This window comes from Actinocorallia populi (genome assembly GCF_002995495.1).
GTDB lineage: Bacteria > Actinomycetota > Actinomycetes > Streptosporangiales > Streptosporangiaceae > Actinocorallia > Actinocorallia populi.
This window is the reverse complement of the sequence record NZ_PVZV01000006.1, coordinates 609,683-626,497: the sequence shown is the minus strand read 5'-3', so window position 1 is coordinate 626,497 and position 16,815 is coordinate 609,683. Positions and strand designations below refer to the sequence as shown.

General features: G+C 71.7%; 16 protein-coding genes. 11 read left to right on the top strand and 5 right to left on the bottom strand.

The annotated features are described in order from the left end of the window. The first annotated feature begins 1 nt into the window (after window position 1). Window positions 2–2,386 (top strand): glycoside hydrolase family 3 C-terminal domain-containing protein, encoded by a 2,385-nt coding sequence (locus C2865_RS26275; protein WP_106401216.1) that lies wholly within the window; start codon window positions 2–4, stop codon window positions 2,384–2,386. A gap of 98 nt (window positions 2,387–2,484) precedes the next feature. Beyond that, on the top strand, window positions 2,485–3,156 hold the full coding sequence (locus tag C2865_RS26270) for a FadR/GntR family transcriptional regulator (RefSeq protein WP_106401215.1): 672 nt from the start codon (window positions 2,485–2,487) through the stop codon (window positions 3,154–3,156). Between the two features lie 3 nt (window positions 3,157–3,159). On the opposite strand, the gene C2865_RS26265 is transcribed toward C2865_RS26270, so the two are convergent. From C2865_RS26265 to C2865_RS26250, 4 genes are all read right to left on the bottom strand, one after another. Next, the gene (locus C2865_RS26265) at window positions 3,160–3,828 is read right to left on the bottom strand and encodes a FadR/GntR family transcriptional regulator (protein ID WP_106401214.1); all 669 of its coding nucleotides are present in this window, start codon (window positions 3,826–3,828) and stop codon (window positions 3,160–3,162) included. Beyond that, window positions 3,825–4,865, bottom strand: a complete 1,041-nt coding sequence (locus tag C2865_RS26260) for an ABC transporter permease (RefSeq protein ID WP_106401213.1) — start codon at window positions 4,863–4,865, stop codon at window positions 3,825–3,827. The genes C2865_RS26265 and C2865_RS26260 overlap by 4 nt, the downstream gene beginning before the upstream one ends. Next, the gene (locus C2865_RS26255) at window positions 4,849–6,414 is read right to left on the bottom strand and encodes a sugar ABC transporter ATP-binding protein (RefSeq protein ID WP_106401212.1); all 1,566 of its coding nucleotides are present in this window, start codon (window positions 6,412–6,414) and stop codon (window positions 4,849–4,851) included. Before C2865_RS26255 ends, C2865_RS26260 begins: the two co-directional genes overlap by 17 nt. Window positions 6,415–6,489: 75 nt before the next feature. Continuing rightward, complete coding sequence (locus C2865_RS26250; RefSeq protein ID WP_106401211.1) at window positions 6,490–7,545, bottom strand: sugar ABC transporter substrate-binding protein; 1,056 nt, start codon at window positions 7,543–7,545, stop codon at window positions 6,490–6,492. A gap of 369 nt (window positions 7,546–7,914) precedes the next feature. Between C2865_RS26250 and C2865_RS26245 the strand changes: the two genes are divergently transcribed. Genes C2865_RS26245 through C2865_RS26205 form a run of 9 tightly spaced genes read left to right on the top strand, consistent with a single transcriptional unit; the run spans window position 7,915 to window position 15,828 of the window. Next, complete coding sequence (locus tag C2865_RS26245) at window positions 7,915–8,766, top strand: fumarylacetoacetate hydrolase family protein (protein ID WP_106401210.1); 852 nt, start codon at window positions 7,915–7,917, stop codon at window positions 8,764–8,766. Between the two features lie 14 nt (window positions 8,767–8,780). After that, the gene (locus C2865_RS26240; RefSeq protein ID WP_106401209.1) at window positions 8,781–10,115 is read left to right on the top strand and encodes an L-fuconate dehydratase; all 1,335 of its coding nucleotides are present in this window, start codon (window positions 8,781–8,783) and stop codon (window positions 10,113–10,115) included. Beyond that, the gene (locus tag C2865_RS26235; RefSeq protein WP_106401208.1) at window positions 10,112–10,864 is read left to right on the top strand and encodes an SDR family NAD(P)-dependent oxidoreductase; all 753 of its coding nucleotides are present in this window, start codon (window positions 10,112–10,114) and stop codon (window positions 10,862–10,864) included. The genes C2865_RS26240 and C2865_RS26235 overlap by 4 nt, the downstream gene beginning before the upstream one ends. Window positions 10,865–10,875: 11 nt before the next feature. After that, a complete protein-coding gene (locus C2865_RS26230) occupies window positions 10,876–11,865 on the top strand; it encodes an aldo/keto reductase (protein WP_106401207.1) in 990 nt (329 codons plus the stop codon). A gap of 4 nt (window positions 11,866–11,869) precedes the next feature. After that, entirely contained in the window at window positions 11,870–12,610 is a 741-nt protein-coding gene (locus C2865_RS26225) for a (Fe-S)-binding protein (RefSeq protein ID WP_106401341.1), read from the top strand. Beyond that, window positions 12,607–14,046 carry a LutB/LldF family L-lactate oxidation iron-sulfur protein gene (locus C2865_RS26220; protein ID WP_106401206.1) on the top strand — a complete coding sequence of 480 codons (1,440 nt, stop codon included), beginning with the start codon at window positions 12,607–12,609 and terminating at the stop codon, window positions 14,044–14,046. Before C2865_RS26225 ends, C2865_RS26220 begins: the two co-directional genes overlap by 4 nt. After that, a complete protein-coding gene (locus C2865_RS26215) occupies window positions 14,043–14,675 on the top strand; it encodes a LutC/YkgG family protein (protein WP_106401205.1) in 633 nt (210 codons plus the stop codon). Before C2865_RS26220 ends, C2865_RS26215 begins: the two co-directional genes overlap by 4 nt. Continuing rightward, a complete protein-coding gene (locus C2865_RS26210) occupies window positions 14,672–14,983 on the top strand; it encodes an L-rhamnose mutarotase (protein WP_106401204.1) in 312 nt (103 codons plus the stop codon). The genes C2865_RS26215 and C2865_RS26210 overlap by 4 nt, the downstream gene beginning before the upstream one ends. Beyond that, window positions 14,980–15,828, top strand: coding sequence for an amidohydrolase family protein (locus C2865_RS26205; RefSeq protein WP_232835816.1), 849 nt, complete (start codon window positions 14,980–14,982; stop codon window positions 15,826–15,828). Before C2865_RS26210 ends, C2865_RS26205 begins: the two co-directional genes overlap by 4 nt. A gap of 15 nt (window positions 15,829–15,843) precedes the next feature. Here the strand turns inward: C2865_RS26205 and C2865_RS26200 are convergent, their stop codons facing one another. Continuing rightward, window positions 15,844–16,749 (bottom strand): LysR family transcriptional regulator, encoded by a 906-nt coding sequence (locus C2865_RS26200; protein WP_106401202.1) that lies wholly within the window; start codon window positions 16,747–16,749, stop codon window positions 15,844–15,846. Between the last annotated feature and the right edge of the window lie 66 nt (window positions 16,750–16,815).

Sequence of the window (16,815 nt, the reverse complement as noted above, 5' to 3'; positions counted from 1 at the left end):
CATGACCAAGCCGCCCACCGCCGCCGACCTCACGCTGAGGCAGCAGGTGTCACTGCTGTCGGGTGAGGGCTACTGGCGCACCCAGCCGTTGCCCGAGTCCGGCGTGCCCTCGTGCGTGGTCAGCGACGGGCCGCACGGCTTGAGATTCCAGGCCGACGCCGGTGATCACCTGGGGGTCGGGGGCAGCGCCCCGGCGACCTGCTTCCCCCCGGCCGTGACGCTGGCCGGCACCTGGGCCGAGGACCTGGCGGCCGAGGTCGGTGCGGCCCTCGCCGTCGAGGCCCGTGCCTTCGGCGTCGACGTGGTGCTCGGACCGGGCCTGAACATCAAGCGGAGCCCCCTGTGCGGACGCAACTTCGAGTACTTCTCGGAGGACCCGCTGCTCGGCGGCCGGTTCGCGGCGGCGGTGGTGGACGGGCTGCAACGCCACGGCGTCGGCGCGTGCCTCAAGCACTTCGCGGTCAACAACCAGGAGTCCCACCGGTTCGTGGTCGACGCCATCGTCGACGAGCGCACGCTGCGGGAGCTGTACCTGGCCGGGTTCGAGTACGCCGTGAAAACCGCCCGGCCGTGGACCGTGATGGCCTCCTACAACCAGGTCAACGGGCATCCCGCCACCCAGCACCACCGGCTGCTCACCGAGATCCTGCGCGGTGAATGGGGATTCGACGGCCTGGTGATGAGCGACTGGGCCGCGACCGTCGACCGGGTCGCGGCGGTGGCCGCCGGCATGGACCTGGAGATGCCCGGTAGCCGCGGCCTGTCCGACCGGCTCGTCGTACGGGCGGTCGAGTCCGGGCTGCTGCCGGCGGAGCAGGTCGCCGAGTCGGCTCAGCGAGTCCTCGACCTCGTCGCCCGCTCGGCCCGTACGCCGCACGGCGAGATCCCCGTCGACGCCCACGACGCCCTGGCCCGTCGGGTGGCCGCCGACGGCACCGTGCTGCTCACCAACGACGGAGTGCTCCCTCTCGTCCCGGAGGATTCGATCGCCGTGATCGGGTCGTTCGCCGAGCAGCCTCGCTACCAGGGCGCCGGGAGCTCCCTGGTCACCCCCACCCGGATCACCACCATGCTGGCGGAACTCGAACGCCGCGGCGCGAACACGACCTATGCGCCCGGGTACGACCCGGCGCACGCCCGGCAGGATCCCCAACTGATCGCCGAGGCCGTCGTGGCCGCCCGCGCCGCCGACGTCGCAGTCGTCATGATCGGGTTGCCGCCGTCCTATGAGAGTGAGGGCTTCGACCGCACCGACCTGCGGCTGCCCGCTCAGCACGACGAACTGGTCGCGGCGGTGTGCGCCGCCAACCCGCGGACCGTCGTCGTGTTGTCCAACGGCGCCCCGGTGCTGATGCCGTGGAAGGACCTCCCCGCGGCGATCCTGGAGTGCTATCTCGGCGGGCAGGCAGGCGGCGGCGCACTCGTCGACGTCCTCTACGGCGATGCGGAACCCGGGGGCAGGCTCGCCGAGACGTTCCCGGCCGCGCAGGACGACGATGCCGCGGCCCCGTACTTCCCGGGTGAGCCGCACCAGGTGCAGTACCGCGAGGGCCTTTACGTCGGTTACCGCTACCACACCACCATCGACCGGCAGCCGCTGTTCCCGTTCGGTCACGGCCTCGGCTACACCACCATCGCCTGGAGCGGCATCGGAGTCGACCGTGCCGATGTGCCGGCCGGTGAGGACGTCACCGTGAACGTCACCGTCGAGAACACCGGGCGGCGGGCGGGCAGCGACGTCGTTCAGGTGTATCTGCACGACCGTACGGGCGTGGTCGCACGGCCCCGCCGCCAGCTGGCCGGTTTCGCCAAGGTACGGCTGTCGCCGGGGGAACGCCGGACCGTCGCGATCACCGTCGCGGCCCGCGCGTTCGCGTTCTACGACGTGTCCGAGGCGGACTGGCGGATCCCGTCCGGCCCCTTCGATCTGGAGATCGCCCGATCGAGCACCGACGTGGTCGGTACGGTGACGGTGGTGGTCAGCGGAGGCGTCGACACGGCGGCCGAGCCCGTCGGCTCACCGCTGGTCGCGGTCACCGACGAGCAGTTCGAGCAGCGGCTCGGACACCCCGTCCCGCGACCGCGGCCGGTGCGGCCGTTCACCCGGGACTCGACCCTGGGCGAGGTCAGCGCGACCCGGCTGGGACGGCTGCTGAAGGCCGTGCTGTGGCGGGCGGCCCCTCTCGACGAGGCCACCAGGGCCGACCCGGCCGAGATGGCGATGTACGAACACGGTCTCGACGAGCTGCCGCTGCGTGCGGCCGCCATCTTCTCCGCCGGCAAGCTGCGGTGGACGACCATCGACGTCCTGCTGCACCTGCTCAACGGCCGTCCGGCACGCGCCGCCGCCGCGTTGCTGCGGCTGCCCGGCCGGATGAGGGAGTGACCGGCACGTCCTCGACGGAGATCCCTCACGCCGCACCCGGCGGCCGCGGTCGGCTGCATACTGGTGCGGGACATCGGATCTTTGAGGGGTGAAGGCGCGTGGCGGTCACCGATGAGGCCATCGAGAAGATCAAGGAGATGATCGTCTCGGGCGCGCTGCGGCCGGGGGACCGGTTGCCGAAGGAGGCGGACCTCGCCTCCGAGCTGGGGTTGTCGCGCAACTCCCTGCGCGAGGCGGTGCGGGCGCTGTCGCTGCTGAACATCCTCGACGTAAGGCAGGGCGACGGGACGTACGTGAGCAGCCTCGCGCCGGAGCAGCTGCTGGAGGCCGTCACGTTCATCCTGGACTTCCACCAGGACGACACGGTCCTGCAGGCGTTCCAGGTCCGGGCGATCCTCGAGCCCGCGGCGACGGCGCTGGCCGCCCAGCGGATCACCCCGGAGGAGGTCGCCGGGCTGCGGAGCCTGCTGGACGGGCTGGGCGACGCCCCGGGCGCCGAGGAGCTCGTGGCCAACGACCTGGAGTTCCACCGGCGGATCGCGGCCGCCTCGGGCGTCCCCCTCCTGTGCTCGCTGCTGGAGACCATCTCCGGTCCGACGGTGCGCGCCCGCATCTGGCGCGGCGTCACGCAGCAGGAAGCGGTGTCCCGCACGCTGGCGGAACACCGCGCGATCCTGGACGCCCTGGCGCTCGGCGAGGTCGAGACGGCACGGGCCTGGGCGACCGTGCACATCTCGAACGTCACCCGCTGGCTGAACGAGGCACTCTGACGGTCAGGACCGCTCGAGCCACCGTTCGACGGCCGACAGGTGGAGCGTGGCCGCCGAGACGGCGAGCAGCGCGTCCCTGGCCTCCAGCGCGTGCAGGATCGTCTCGTGCTCGCGGTGCACCGATTCCATCCGGCCTGCCAGTTCGGTGCCGCGGACGATGCGGATGCGCTGCGTGCGCGTGGACAGCACGTCGAGGAGCATCGTCAGCAGCGGGTTCCCCACGCTCTCCGCGATCGTCCGGTGGAACGCCATGTCCCACTCGATGAACTCCTCGACGCTCTCCGCCGCCACGCTCTTCTCGAACGCCTCCCGCAGCACGAGCAGCTGCCCGTCGGTCAGTCGCGCCGAGGCCAGGCCGGTCACCTGGGGTTCCAGCAGCCTGCGGACGCCGATCAGCTGGGCGGCACTGTCGCCCTGGGAGACGTCTGAGACGAACGTCATCGCCTCCATGAGGACATGGGGCTCCAGCCCGGACACGTAGGTCCCGTCCCCCTGGCGGGTGACCAGGATCCGCATCGCGGTGAGCGCCCGCACCGCCTCCCGCAGGGAGTTGCGCGACAACCCGAGCTGCCCCGCGAGCTCCTCCTCCCGGGGCAGCCGGGTCCCGGGGGCGAGCTGACCGGAGATGATCATCGTCTTGATCTTCTCGATCGCCTCGTCGGTGACGCTCACTCCTGCTTCTCTCCGGAGGCGAACCGCGAGACGGTCAGGGCGATGATGATGATCGCGCCGTTGAGGAACTGGTTCCACAGCGGCGGCACCCCGCCCAGGGTCATCACGTTGACGACGAGCTGGAGGGTGAGCACGCCGGTCAGCGCGCCGAAGATCGTGCCCTTGCCCCCGTTGAGGCTGACGCCGCCGATGACGGTCGCGGCGAAGACCTGGAAGATCCAGCCGCTGCCCTGGTTGGCGGAGATCGAACCGTAGTGGCCGGTGTAGAGGATGCCGGCGAAGGCGGCGAGCAGCCCGGCGAGGATCAGCACCACCGCGGTGATGCGGTCGACCCGGATGCCCGCGGTCCGCGCGGCCTCGGCGTTGCCGCCGATCGCGTACAGCGCACGGCCGTGCTTGAGCCAGGCCAGCGCCGCGCCGCCGATGAGGAACAGCAGGCCGCAGATCCAGATCGCCGCGGGGGCGCCGAGCCAGGACGCCCTGCCGAGGTAGGTGAAGGAGGAGGGCAGGTCCACGATCGACTGGCCCTCGGAGATGGCGATCTGCAGCCCGCGCAGCATGGTCAGCCCGCCGAGCGTCACGATGAACCCGTTGAGCCGCAGCTTCAGGATCAGGAAGGCGTTGAGCGCGCCGATCAGAACGCCCACCAGCAGGCACAGCGGCACCGAGAAGCTCTCCGGGAGCAGCCCGAGCCCCTGGAACCGGCCGCCGTCGGCGGGCAGCACCATCCAGATCGCGATGACCGGCGCGACGCCGATCGTGGACTCCAGGGACAGGTCCATCCGCCCGCAGATGAGGATCAGCGCCTGGGCCAGGACGAGCAGGCTCAGCTCCGTGGACTGCTGGGCCACGCCGAGCAGGTTGTCGGCGGTGAGGAACGCGGGGGAGACGATGAACCCGATGACGCACAGCACCAGCAGGACCGGCACCAGGGACAGGTCACGGTACCTGGCGAAGGAGAGGCGGGCGCGGCCGGCGGCCGCGGGGGGTTCGCCGCCGACGGCCGCGGTGCCGGACAGGTCAGTGCTCGTGGACATCGCTGTCCTTCCTTTCGTTGTTGACGGCCATGCCCTCCATGGCGGCGACCAGCTGCTCGTCCTTCCAGCCGGGGGCGAACTCGGCGGCGATCCGGCCGTGGAACATGGCCACGACCCGGTCGCACGACCGCAGGTCGTCCAGCTCGTCGGAGACGATCAGGGCGGCGCGGCCGGAGTCGGCGACCTGGCGGATCCTGTCGAGCAGGAACTCCTTGGACTTCACGTCCACGCCGTTGGTCGGGCGGATGGTGACGAGGACCGCCGGGTCGGTGGCGAGCGCCCGCGCGACGACGACCTTCTGCTGGTTGCCGCCGGACAGGGCGGAGACGGGGGTGTCCTGGCCGGGGGTCTTGATGTCGAGATCCTTGATCATCCGGGCGGCGAAGGCACGGGTCCGGGACGGCAGGACGGTGCCGAACGGCCCGAGCTGGTCGGACACGGTGAGGGTGGCGTTCTCGGCCACGCTGCGGTCGTTGACCAGTCCCTGCAGGTGCCTGTCCTCGGGGACGAGACCCACGCCCGCGGCGATCGCGGCGGGGATGTCACCGCTGCGCAGGGCGCGTCCGGAGATCCGCATCTCGCCGGCGGAGGCCTTGTGCAGGCCCGCGATGGTCTCGCCGAGCTGCACGTTGCCGCTGGCGGCGGCGCCCGCCAGGCCCACGACCTCTCCTTCCCGGACGGCCAGGTCGAGGTCCTCGTACGCGCCGGGCAGGGTCAGCCCGGTGACCGACAGCAGTTCGGGGACCTGCGGTCCCGGCCGTGACCGGGGGGCGCCCTCGGCGGCGGCGCTCTCGGCCCGCTCTCCCGTCATCGCCTCGACGAGCGCCTCCTGGTCCAGCTCCGCGACGGGCGCCGTGACGATGTGGCGGGCGTCCCGGTAGACGGTGACGCTGGTGCACAGGTCGTAGACCTCCTGCAGGTGGTGGGAGATGAACAGGAACGCCACCCCCTGCTCCTGCAGCCCGCGCAGCTTGGCGAAGAGCCGCTCGATGCCGCGGGCGTCGAGTTTGGCGGTCGGCTCGTCCAGGATGATGAACCGGGCGCCGAAGGACAGGGCCCGCGCGATCTCCACGAACTGTCGCTGCTCCACCGTGAGCGTGCGGGCGGCGGCCGTCGGGTCGAGGTCCACGCCGTACTCGGCGAGCAGCTCCGCCGCCCTCGAGCGGAGCCTGCGCCAGCTGATCGGCCGCAGCGCCGAGCTGCTCTGCCGGTGCAGGAAGAGGTTCTCCGCGACGCTGAGGTCGGGCAGGATCGTCGAACGCTGGTAGACGCAGGCCACGCGCGACCGCCACGCGTCGATGTCGCCGAAGGCCGGCGCGGGCTCGCCGTTGAAGCGCAGCGTGCCGGTGTCGGGCTTCTGCAGGCCGGTGAGGATGGAGACCAGCGTGGACTTGCCGGCGCCGTTCCGCCCGACCAGCGCGTGCGACTCGCCCGGCGCGATGGCGATCCGCGCCTCGCGGAGAGCGACCGTCGCGCCGAACCGCTTGGAGATGCCGGTCGCCTCGACCACCGGGGCCGGGGGAGCCGATGCGGTCACCGTGTCCGCCATGGTCGGTGCCGTCCTTTCAGTCAGGGATGGGAGGACGGCGGCGGGCCTGGTGCCGGTGGCCCGCCGCCACCGGGATCAGTTGCCGATGTTGTTGCCCCACAACGCCTCGTCGTCGACGTTCTCCTTGGTCACCAGCGGTGCGGGCAGCTGGTCCTCCAGCCCGTTGGGGAGGCTGATGATCGTGGAGTCGTGGTCGGTCGGGCCGGGCTGGAAGGTCCTTCCCTCGGCGGCCGCCTGCGCGTAGAACAGGGCGTACTCGGCGTAGAGGTCGGCGGGCTGGGAGATGGTGGCGTCGATCTGGCCCTTGCGGATGGCGTCGAACTCCTGCGGGATGCCGTCGTTGGAGATGATCGTGATGTGGCCGGGCTCGCCGGCGGGCTTGAGCAGGCCCTTCTGCTCGAGCAGCGCCAGGGTCGGCTGGAGGAACACGCCGCCGGCCTGCATGTAGATGCCGTTCAGGTCGGGGTGCTGGGCGAGCAGGGTCTGCAGCTTGCTGGAGGCCACGTCGCCCTTCCAGTCGGTGGCCAGCTCGAAGACCTCGATGTCGGGGAAGTCCTTCTTCATGCACTCGATGAAGGCCTCCGACCGGTCGCGGCCGTTGATGGAGTCCAGCGCGCCCTGGAGTTCGGCGACCTTGCCCTTGCCGCCCAGCTGCTCACCGAGGAACTTGCACGCCTTGGTGCCGTAGGCGCGGTTGTCGGCGCGCACCACCATGTAGACCTGCCCCTTGTCGGGACGGGTGTCGACGCTGACGACCGGGATCTTCTTCTCGGCCAGGGTCTCCAGGGTGGTGGCGATGGCTCCGGTGTCCTGCGGCGCCATCACGACCGCCTTGGCGCCGGTGTTCTGGAAGACCTGGACGTTGGCGACCAGCTTGGTGACGTCGTTCTGCGAGTTGCTGGTCGGCAGCACGTTCAGGCCGAGTTCGCCGGTCTTGGTCTTGAGGTACTGGGCGTAGGAGTTCCAGAAGTCGGAGTCGGAGCGCGGGAGGTCGATGCCGATGGCGGGCTTGCCGGACGCGGAGCCGGGCTTCTGGTCGAGGTCGCTGCCTCGGTTGCAGCCGGTGGCGAGCCCCGCCGCCAGCAGCAGAGAGGCTGCGACGGCTACGGTGCGGGCGCGGGTTCTCATCATGGACGCTGTTCTCTCTGGGGTGGGCCGAGGCCGGGGGGAAGGTCATCGGAGGACTGGTACTGCCGTCCAGGTGTTGCGGAGATTACGTCCACGTTGCCAGCTAGGGCAAGAGGATTGACCCGATGATTTCTGACGGGCACAAAACTCGATACCCCCGAGGTCCGATCTCATGCTTGGATAATTCACCACTTCACTTCCGTGAACAGGGACGATGCTGGAGAGGCGGATCACAGTGAACCAGGATTCCTCCGATGTCTCCTTGTCCCACCGCCGGGCGGAGGGCTATGGTCGTCGCCACCACCGGATGGTCATCCGATCTGTGGTCGGTTTCCGAGAGGCTCGTGCCCCTCCAGGGAGGAGAAGCCCGAAGTGAAGTTGTTGCGCATCGGCCCCGCAGGCCGCGAACGTCCGGCCGCGCTGACCGGCGATGGACGCCTCCTCGACCTCTCCGGCGTGGTCCGGGACTACGACCGGGAGTTCTTCGTCGAAGGCGGGCTCGCCGCCGTCCGCGCCGCGCTGGAGGAGGGCGGCCTCCCCGAGATCACGGACGGGGACGTGCGCGTCGGAGCGCCGGTCGCCCGGCCCGGCAAGGTGATCTGCGTCGGCCTGAACTACCGCGACCACGCCGAGGAGACCGGCGCCGCGGTCCCCGCCCGCCCCGTGGTCTTCATGAAGGACCCCTACACGGTCGTCGGCCCCTACGACACGGTGAACATCCCGCGCGGCTCGGTCAGGACCGACTGGGAGGTCGAACTCGCCGTGGTCATCGGCGCCCGCGCCCGCTACCTGGAGAGCCCGGCGGACTCGGCGGCGGTCATCGCCGGGTACGCCGTCAGCCACGACGTCTCCGAGCGGGAGTTCCAGCTGGACTACTCGCCCCAGTGGGACCTCGGCAAGTCCTGCGAGACGTTCAACCCGCTCGGCCCCTGGCTGGTCACGGCCGACGAGGTCGGCGACGCGCAGGACCTCGGGCTGCGCCTGTCGGTCAACGGCACGCCCCGCCAGGACGGCAGCACCAAGAACATGATCTTCGACGTTGCCTACCTCGTGTGGTACCTGAGCCGGTACATGGTCCTGGAGCCCGGCGACGTGATCAACACCGGTACCCCGGCGGGAGTGGCCCTCGGCCTGCCGGGCAACCCCTACCTGCGGCCCGGCGACACCGTCGAGCTGAGCATCGACGGGCTGGGCCACCAGAGCCAGACGTTCGTCCAGGCCTGAGAACGAGGACCACGATGAGCGCGCGTATCACCGCCGTTGAAACCCACGACGTCCGCTTCCCGACCTCCCGCGAGCTCGACGGCTCCGACGCCATGAACCCCGACCCGGACTACTCGGCCGCCTACCTCGTGCTGCGGACCGACGCCCCGGACGGTGCGGCCGGGCACGGGTTCACCTTCACCATCGGCCGGGGCAACGAGGTCATGGTCGCCGCCCTGGACGCGCTGCGCCCGCACCTGCTGGGCCGCTCCGTGGCGGAGCTGTGCGCCGACCCCGGCGCGCTGAGCCGCGACCTGATCGGCGACAGCCAGCTGCGCTGGCTGGGCCCGGAGAAGGGCGTGATGCACATGGCCATCGGCGCCGCGGTCAACGCGACCTGGGACCTGGCGGCCAAACGCGCCGGCAAGCCGCTGTGGAAGCTGCTGGCCGACGCCGACCCCGCCTGGCTGGTGTCCCAGGTCGACTTCCGCTACATCGCGGACGCCCTGACGCCGCAGGAGGCCCTGGACCTGCTGCTCGGGAGCCGGCAAGGCGCCAAGGACCGCGAGGCCGACCTGCTCGCCCGCGGCTACCCCGCCTACACCACCTCGCCGGGCTGGCTCGGGTACTCCGACGAGAAGCTGACACGGCTCGCCCGGCAGGCCGTCGCGGACGGCTTCACCCAGATCAAGCTCAAGGTCGGCGCCGACCTCGCCGACGACGTCCGCCGCTGCCGTGCCGGGCGCGCCGCCGTCGGCCCGGACATCCGCATGGCCGTCGACGCCAACCAGCGGTGGAACGTCGACGAGGCGATCACGTGGACCAAAGCGCTCGCCGAGTTCGACCCGTACTGGGTCGAGGAGCCCACCAGCCCCGACGACGTCCTGGGCCACGCGACGATCCGGCGCGCCGTCGGCCCCGTCAAGGTCGCCACCGGCGAGCACGTCCAGAACCGCGTCGTGTTCAAGCAGCTGCTGCAGGCCGGGGCCATCGACGTGCTCCAACTCGACGCCGCCCGGGTCGGCGGGGTCAACGAGAACCTGGCCGTCCTGCTGCTGGCGGCGAAGTTCGGCGTCCCGGTCTGCCCGCACGCCGGCGGCGTCGGCCTGTGCGAGCTGGTGCAGCACCTGTCGATGTTCGACTACGTCGCGCTGTCGGGCACCACCGAGGACCGCGTCATCGAGTACGTCGACCACCTGCACGAGCACTTCGTGACACCGACCGTCATCCGCGACGGCCACTACGTCGCGCCTGCCGACCCCGGCTTCTCCGCGGAGATGCTCCCCGAGTCGATCGCGACCTACTCCTTCCCCGACGGCGACTTCTGGGTCGCCGACCGGGCCTCGACCGCAGAGGTGAACGCATCATGAGCGAGTTCGACGGCCTGCGCGCCGTCATCACCGGTGGCGCTTCCGGCATCGGCCTGGCCACCGCCCTGCTGCTGGCCGAGCGCGGGGCCGCCGTCGCGGTGCTCGACCTCGTCCCGGAGGTCGAGGCCCCCCTCCACGGGTTCAGGGCCGACGTCACGGACGACTCCTCGGTCCGGGAGGCCGTGGCGGCCGCCGCCGACCTGCTCGGCGGGATCGACGTCCTGGTCAACAACGCGGGGATCGGCGCCGCCGGGACCGTGGCGGACAACCCGGACCAGGAGTGGAACCGCGTCCTGGACGTGAACCTCCTGGGCGTCGTCCGCACGACCCGTGCCGCGCTGCCGTACCTGCGGGCGTCGGAGCACGCCGCGATCGTCAACAACTGCTCGATCGCCGCGACGGCCGGGCTTCCGCAGCGTGCGCTGTACTCGGCGAGCAAGGGAGCCGTGCTGTCCCTGACCCTGGCGATGGCGGCCGACCACCTGCGCGAGGGCATCCGGGTGAACTGCGTGAACCCCGGCACCGCCGACACTCCGTGGATCGCACGGCTCCTGTCCGCCGCACCTGATCCCGAGGCCGAGCGTGCCGCGCTGAACGCGCGCCAGCCGTCCGGCAGGCTGGTCACGGCCCCGGAGGTGGCGGCCGCGATCGCCTACCTGGCGAGCCCGTCGGCGTCCTCGGTCACGGGGACCGCGCTGGCCGTGGACGGCGGTATGGCGGGCCTTCGGCTGCGCCCGGCCCAGAGCTGAGAGGTTCCCGTATGAAGCGACCGTTCCTCGGCCGTAGCAGGGCGAGGGTCACCGAGCTGTCCTTCGGGGCCGCCGCGATCGGCAACCTGTTCTCCCCGGTGACCGACCTGGACGCCACCGAGGCGGTGCACATCGCGTGGGAGGCGGGGATCCGCTCCTTCGACACGGCGCCCCACTACGGCCTCGGCCTGTCGGAACGGAGGCTCGGCGAGGCGCTCCGTGCCAGGCCGCGCGAGACCTACACCGTCTCCACCAAGGTGGGAAGGCTGCTCGAGCCGGTGCCCGAACCGTCGGGCGACGACCTCGCCGACGGTTTCGCCGTCCCGGCGACCCATCGCAGGGTCTGGGACTTCAGCGCAGACGGGGTGCGCCGCAGCCTCGAGGCCAGCCTGGAACGGCTCGGCCTGGACCGCGTCGACATCGTCTACCTGCACGACCCGGACGAGCATGCCGAGCAGGCGCTCACCGAGGCCTACCCGGCACTCGAACGGCTGCGGGACGAGGGCGTCGTCGACGCGATCGGGATCGGGATGAACCAGTCCGCGCTCCCGGCGCGGTTCGTCCGCGAGACCGACCTGGACGTCGTCCTGCTCGCCGGCCGCTACACCCTGCTCGACCAGAGCGGCCTGGCCGAGCTGCTGCCCGAGGCGGAGCGGCGCGGCGTCTCGGTGATCGCGGGCGGCGTGTTCAACTCCGGGCTGCTGGCCGATCCGCGCCGGGACGCCACCTACGACTACCGCGCCGCGCCCAGGCCGCTCGTGCAGCGGGCTCTGCGGCTCAAGGAGATCTGCGAACGGCACGGGGTGCCGGTGCGGGCGGTCGCGGCGCGGTTCCCGCTCGGGCACCCGGCCGTCAAGGCCGTCCTGGTCGGGTTGCGCGACGCCGGGCAGGTCATGGACGCCAACTACCAGTTCCACCGGCCGATCCCCAAGGCCCTGTGGCGCGACCTGCGTGCGGACCTGCTGCTCGGGGCGCATGTGCCCGTTCCGGAAGGGGCGTGAGACCGTGCGCATCGCGTTGTTCATCACCTGCGTCAACGACACGCTGTTCCCCGGTACGGGGCAGGCCGTCGTGACGCTGCTGGAACGGCTCGGCCACACCGTGCACTTCCCGCGGGAGCAGACCTGCTGCGGGCAGATGCACTTCAACACCGGTTACCGGCCCGAGGCTTTCCCGCTGGTCGAGCGGTTCGCCCGGACCTTCGACGGCTACGACGCCGTGGTCACGCCCTCGGCGTCGTGCGCCGGGATGATCAAGGAGGGCCACCCCGTCCTGGCGGCGGAGCACGGTGGCGCCGGGCTGCAGAACGCCGTCGCCGCCCTCGTGCCCCGGGTCCACGAGCTGACCGAGTTCCTGGTCGATGTCCTCGGCGTGACCGACGTGGGCGCGTACTTCCCGCACAAGGTCACCTACCATCCGACCTGCCACTCCCTGCGGGCGCTGCGCCTGGGCGACCGGCCGGCACGGCTGCTGGGCGCGGTGAAGGGCATCGAACTGGTGGACCTTCCGCAGGCCGACTCCTGCTGCGGGTTCGGCGGCACCTTCGCCCTCAAGAACGCCGACACGTCCATCGCGATGCTCGCCGACAAGATGTCCGGGGTGCGCTCGACCGGGGCCGAGGTGCTGTGCGCGGCGGACAACTCCTGCCTGATGCACATCGGCGGCGGGCTGTCGCGGTTGCGGAGCGGGATACGCACGATGCACCTGGCCGAGATCCTCGCCTCGACCGAAGGAAGTCCACGATGAGCGGCGACGGGCTGGTCTGGCTGGGGACGCCCGCGTTCCCCGAGGCCGCACGGGAGGCGCTGGCCGACACCCGGCTGCGGCGCAACCTGCGGCGTGCGACGACCACGATCCGGGACAAGCGCCTGGCCGCCGTCGGCGAGCTGGACGACTGGGAGCGGCTGCGCGAGAGCGGCGCGGCGATCAAACGCCGGACGCTGCGCCACCTGGGGCACTACCTGGAACGGCTGGAGGAGAAGGTCACCGCGGCGGGCGGCGTCGTGCACTGGGCGGCTGACGCGGCCGAGGCCAACCGGATCGTCGCGGACCTGGTCAAGGCCACCGGACGGACCGAGGTCGTCAAGGTCAAGTCGATGGCCACCCAGGAGATCGGGCTCAACGAGGCGCTGGCCGCCGAGGGGATCACCGCCTACGAGACCGACCTCGCCGAGCTGATCGTCCAGCTCGGCGACGACCGGCCCTCGCACATCCTCGTCCCGGCGATCCACCGCAGCCGGGCGGAGATCCGCGAGATCTTCACCCGCGAGATGGGCCGCCGCGGGAAGGACGCGCCGGCGGACCTGAGCGACGACCCGCGCGCCCTGGCCGAAGCGGCGCGGCTGCATCTGCGGGAGAAGTTCCTCAGCGCCAAGGTCGCGGTCTCCGGTGCGAACTTCGGCGTCGCCGAGACCGGGACGGTCTGCGTGGTCGAGTCCGAGGGCAACGGCCGGATGTGCCTGACCCTGCCCGAGACCCTGATCACCGTCATGGGGATCGAGAAGGTCGTCCCGGACTTCGTCGACCTCGAGGTGTTCCTGCAACTGCTGCCGCGCAGCTCCACCGGCGAGCGGATGAACCCCTACACCTCGTTGTGGACCGGGGTGACGCCCGGTGACGGCCCGCAGGAGTTCCATCTGGTCCTGCTCGACAACGGCCGGACGCAGACGCTCCGCGACACGGTGGGCCGCCAGGCGCTGTCCTGCATCCGCTGTTCGGCGTGCCTGAACGTCTGCCCGGTGTACGAGCGGACCGGAGGCCATGCCTACGGGTCGGTGTATCCCGGCCCCATCGGCGCGGTCCTCACCCCGCAGCTCGCCGGAGTGGAGCACGCGGCGTCCCTGCCGTTCGCGTCCACCCTCTGCGGGGCCTGTTACGACGCCTGCCCCGTCAAAATTAATATTCCGGAGGTGCTCACCCATCTGCGGGCGAAAATCGTTCAGGGCCGGAGGCCGGGCGCGGAGGCGCTCGTGATGAAGGCGGCGACGGCCGTGCTGTCCGCACCGGGGCGTCTGTCCGCGGTGCAGAGGGCCTCTTTCCTCGGTGGCCGGGTCATCGCCAGGAAGGGCCGGATCGGCCGCCTTCCGCCGCCGCTGGCGGGATGGTCCGCAGCCCGCGACACCCCGGCCCCGCCCTCCGAGTCCTTCCGCGCCTGGTGGTCCAGAACCAAGGAGTCGTCATGAGCTCCCGCCTGCGGATCCTCGACCGGGTCCGCGCCGCGCTCGCGGACGTTCCCCCGGCCGAGCGGCCCGAAGACGTCCCCGTGCCGCGCGACTACCTGCGCGCCCACGCCGAGGACGGGCTCGTGGTCCTGTTCGCCGAACGTGTCGCGGACTACCGTGCTTCGGTCCTGCGCACCGCGCCGTCCGGCGTCGCCCGCACGATCCGCTCGGCTCTGGCCGCCCGCGGCCTCTCACGCGTGGTGGTCCCGCCGGGGTTCCCCGCCGCCTGGACGGACCTGCCGCGCACCGAGGACCTGGGCACCGCCGAACTCGACGCGTTCCAGGGCGTCGTGACCGGCGCGGCCGTCGCGATCGCCGTCACCGGGACGATCGTGCTGGCCGGCGGACCGGGCCAGGGCCGGCGCGCCCTCAGCCTGATCCCGGACCACCACCTGTGCGTCGTCAGGGCGTCCCAGATCGTGGCCGACCTCCCGGACGCGCTCGCCCGGCTCGACCCCGCCCGCCCCCTGACGTTCATCTCCGGCCCGTCGGCCACCAGCGACATCGAACTCGACCGGGTCGAGGGCGTCCACGGCCCGCGCACCCTCGAAATCATCATCGTGGACGACCTCTCCGAGGAGGAACCGTGAGGATCGCGCTGCACACACGCGTCCGCGCCGACCGCATCACCGCCTACGAACAGGCGCACCGTGAGGTCCCCGAGGAGCTCACCGCCGCCATCCGCGCCGCCGGGGCCACTTCCTGGACGATCTGGCGCAGCGGCACCGACCTCTTCCACCTCATCGAATGCGACGACTACGCCGCGATGCTGGCCGCGCTCGAGACGCTGCCCGTGAACATCGCGTGGCAGGCCCGCATGGGCGAACTCCTGGACGTGGCGCACGACTACGGCGCGGACGGCGCGGACGCGGCCCTGCCGGTGGTGTGGCGGTTGTGACGGGTCACGTGGACGCCCACTTCCATGTCTGGGACCTGTCGGTCCGCGCCCAGCCGTGGATCACCGGGCCCGAACTCGCTCCGATCGACCGGACCTTCGAGACCGGCGACCTCGAGCCGCAGGCGCGGGCGAAAGGGATCACGGCGGCCGTCCTGGTCCAGACGATCACCGTGCCCGAGGAGACGCCGGAGTTCCTGGAGCTGGCACGCGAGCACGATCTGATCGCCGGAGTCGTCGGCTGGACCGACCTGACGGCGCCGGACGTCGCCGACCGGCTCGCGCGGCTCCTCGCCGGTCCGGGCGGCGGGTACCTCAAGGCGATCCGCCACCAGGTGCAGGGCGAGCCGGATCCGCGCTGGCTCTGCAGGCCGGACGTGCGGCGCGGCCTGGCCGCCGTCGCCGCGGCAGGGCTGGCCTACGACCTGGTGGTGGTCCCGTCGCAACTGCCGGCCGCCGCCGAGACCGCCGCGGCGCTGCCGCAGCTGAGGTTCGTCCTGGACCACCTGGGCAAGCCGCCGATCGCCTCGGGGCGGCTCGAGCCGTGGGCGGCGGACCTGCGGGAACTCGCGCGGCACGGCAACGTCAGCGCGAAGCTCTCGGGCCTGCTGACCGAGGCGTCCTGGGACTCGTGGGTGCTCGCCGACCTGCGCCCTTATACCGACGTCGCCCTCGACGCCTTCGGTCCGGACCGGCTGATGGCCGGTTCCGACTGGCCGCTCTGCCTTTTGGCGGCGAGCTACGCCGAGACCGTCGACGCGGGCAGGGAACTGATCGCCGGGCTCTCTCCGGGGGAACGCGCCGCGGTCCTCGGAGGGACGGCGCGGCGTGTGTACCGGCTCGCCTGACGGCCGCCGAGGCCCTCACCCGTCCGTGCCCGGCGGTCGGGAGAGCTCCGCCGTGGAGATGCCCAGCGCGGACAGGAAGGCCGCGGCGGCGGGGGCGGGCCGGAAGCGGCTCCAGATGAGGTGCTCCGCGCGGGAAGGGGCGTCGCGGAGCCGGATGGCCGTCAGGTAGGGGAATTCGGACACGAAGGCGGCGGGCAGCATCCCGACCCCCAGGCCCTGCCGGATCAGGCGTGCCATGAAGTCGGGCGCCGTGATCTCGAAGGCGACCTCGCGGTGCACTCCGGCCGCCGCGAAGGCCGCGTCCGACTGGATCCGCCCGGCGGTCCCCGCGGGGAAGTCGACGAACGGCTCGTCCGCCAGCCGGCTCAGGTCCACGTGCTCCTCGCCCGCCAGCGGGTGATCGGGCGCCACCATGGCGACGAGGTCGCCGCGCGCCAGCTCGCGGCCGCGGACGCCCTGGGGCCGCACGCCCAGCGGGAGGCCCAGGAAGGCGGCGTCCAGGGTGCCCTGCCGCACCCGTTCGACCAGTTCCTCGCTCGCGCCCGAGCGGAGGGTGATCCGCACCTCGCGATGCCGCAGGTGGAAGCGTTTCAGCGCGGCCGGAAGGTCGATCGCGGTGACGGTGGGGATGGCGCCGACGGCGAGCCGGCCGCGGATCTCGCCGACGGCGGCCGCCACCTCGGCCTGGGCCCGCTCGGCGGCTTCCAGTGCCTGGCGGGCCGCGGGGAGGAACGCCTCGCCGGCCGGCGTCAGCCGGACGCGGCGGCTGGTGCGGTCGAACAGCCTGGCGCCCAGCTCGCGCTCCAGCCGGGCGATCTGGTGGCTCAGCGCGGACTGGACGACCAGGCACCGCTCGGCGGCTCGGGTGAAGTTGTTCGTCTCCGCCACGGCGACGACGTAGCGCATCTGCTGAAGCTCCATGGATCAATCTTGATACGCGATCGCTGAGATGACAAACATGCGTTGGACTCATTGATCTTTTCCCCC

What these genes read in the sequence shown, in the direction of transcription:
- C2865_RS26230 (WP_106401207.1), top strand. Translation starts at nt 10,876, where the DNA reads ATGAAGCGACCGTTCCTCGGCCGTAGCAGGGCGAGGGTCACCGAGCTG.
- C2865_RS26260 (WP_106401213.1), bottom strand. Translation starts at nt 4,865, where the DNA reads ATGTCCACGAGCACTGACCTGTCCGGCACCGCGGCCGTCGGCGGCGAA.
- C2865_RS26250 (WP_106401211.1), bottom strand. Translation starts at nt 7,545, where the DNA reads ATGATGAGAACCCGCGCCCGCACCGTAGCCGTCGCAGCCTCTCTGCTG.
- C2865_RS26240 (WP_106401209.1), top strand. Translation starts at nt 8,781, where the DNA reads ATGAGCGCGCGTATCACCGCCGTTGAAACCCACGACGTCCGCTTCCCG.
- C2865_RS26220 (WP_106401206.1), top strand. Translation starts at nt 12,607, where the DNA reads ATGAGCGGCGACGGGCTGGTCTGGCTGGGGACGCCCGCGTTCCCCGAG.
- C2865_RS26275 (WP_106401216.1), top strand. Translation starts at nt 2, where the DNA reads ATGACCAAGCCGCCCACCGCCGCCGACCTCACGCTGAGGCAGCAGGTG.
- C2865_RS26235 (WP_106401208.1), top strand. Translation starts at nt 10,112, where the DNA reads ATGAGCGAGTTCGACGGCCTGCGCGCCGTCATCACCGGTGGCGCTTCC.
- C2865_RS26215 (WP_106401205.1), top strand. Translation starts at nt 14,043, where the DNA reads ATGAGCTCCCGCCTGCGGATCCTCGACCGGGTCCGCGCCGCGCTCGCG.
- C2865_RS26255 (WP_106401212.1), bottom strand. Translation starts at nt 6,414, where the DNA reads ATGGCGGACACGGTGACCGCATCGGCTCCCCCGGCCCCGGTGGTCGAG.
- C2865_RS26200 (WP_106401202.1), bottom strand. Translation starts at nt 16,749, where the DNA reads ATGGAGCTTCAGCAGATGCGCTACGTCGTCGCCGTGGCGGAGACGAAC.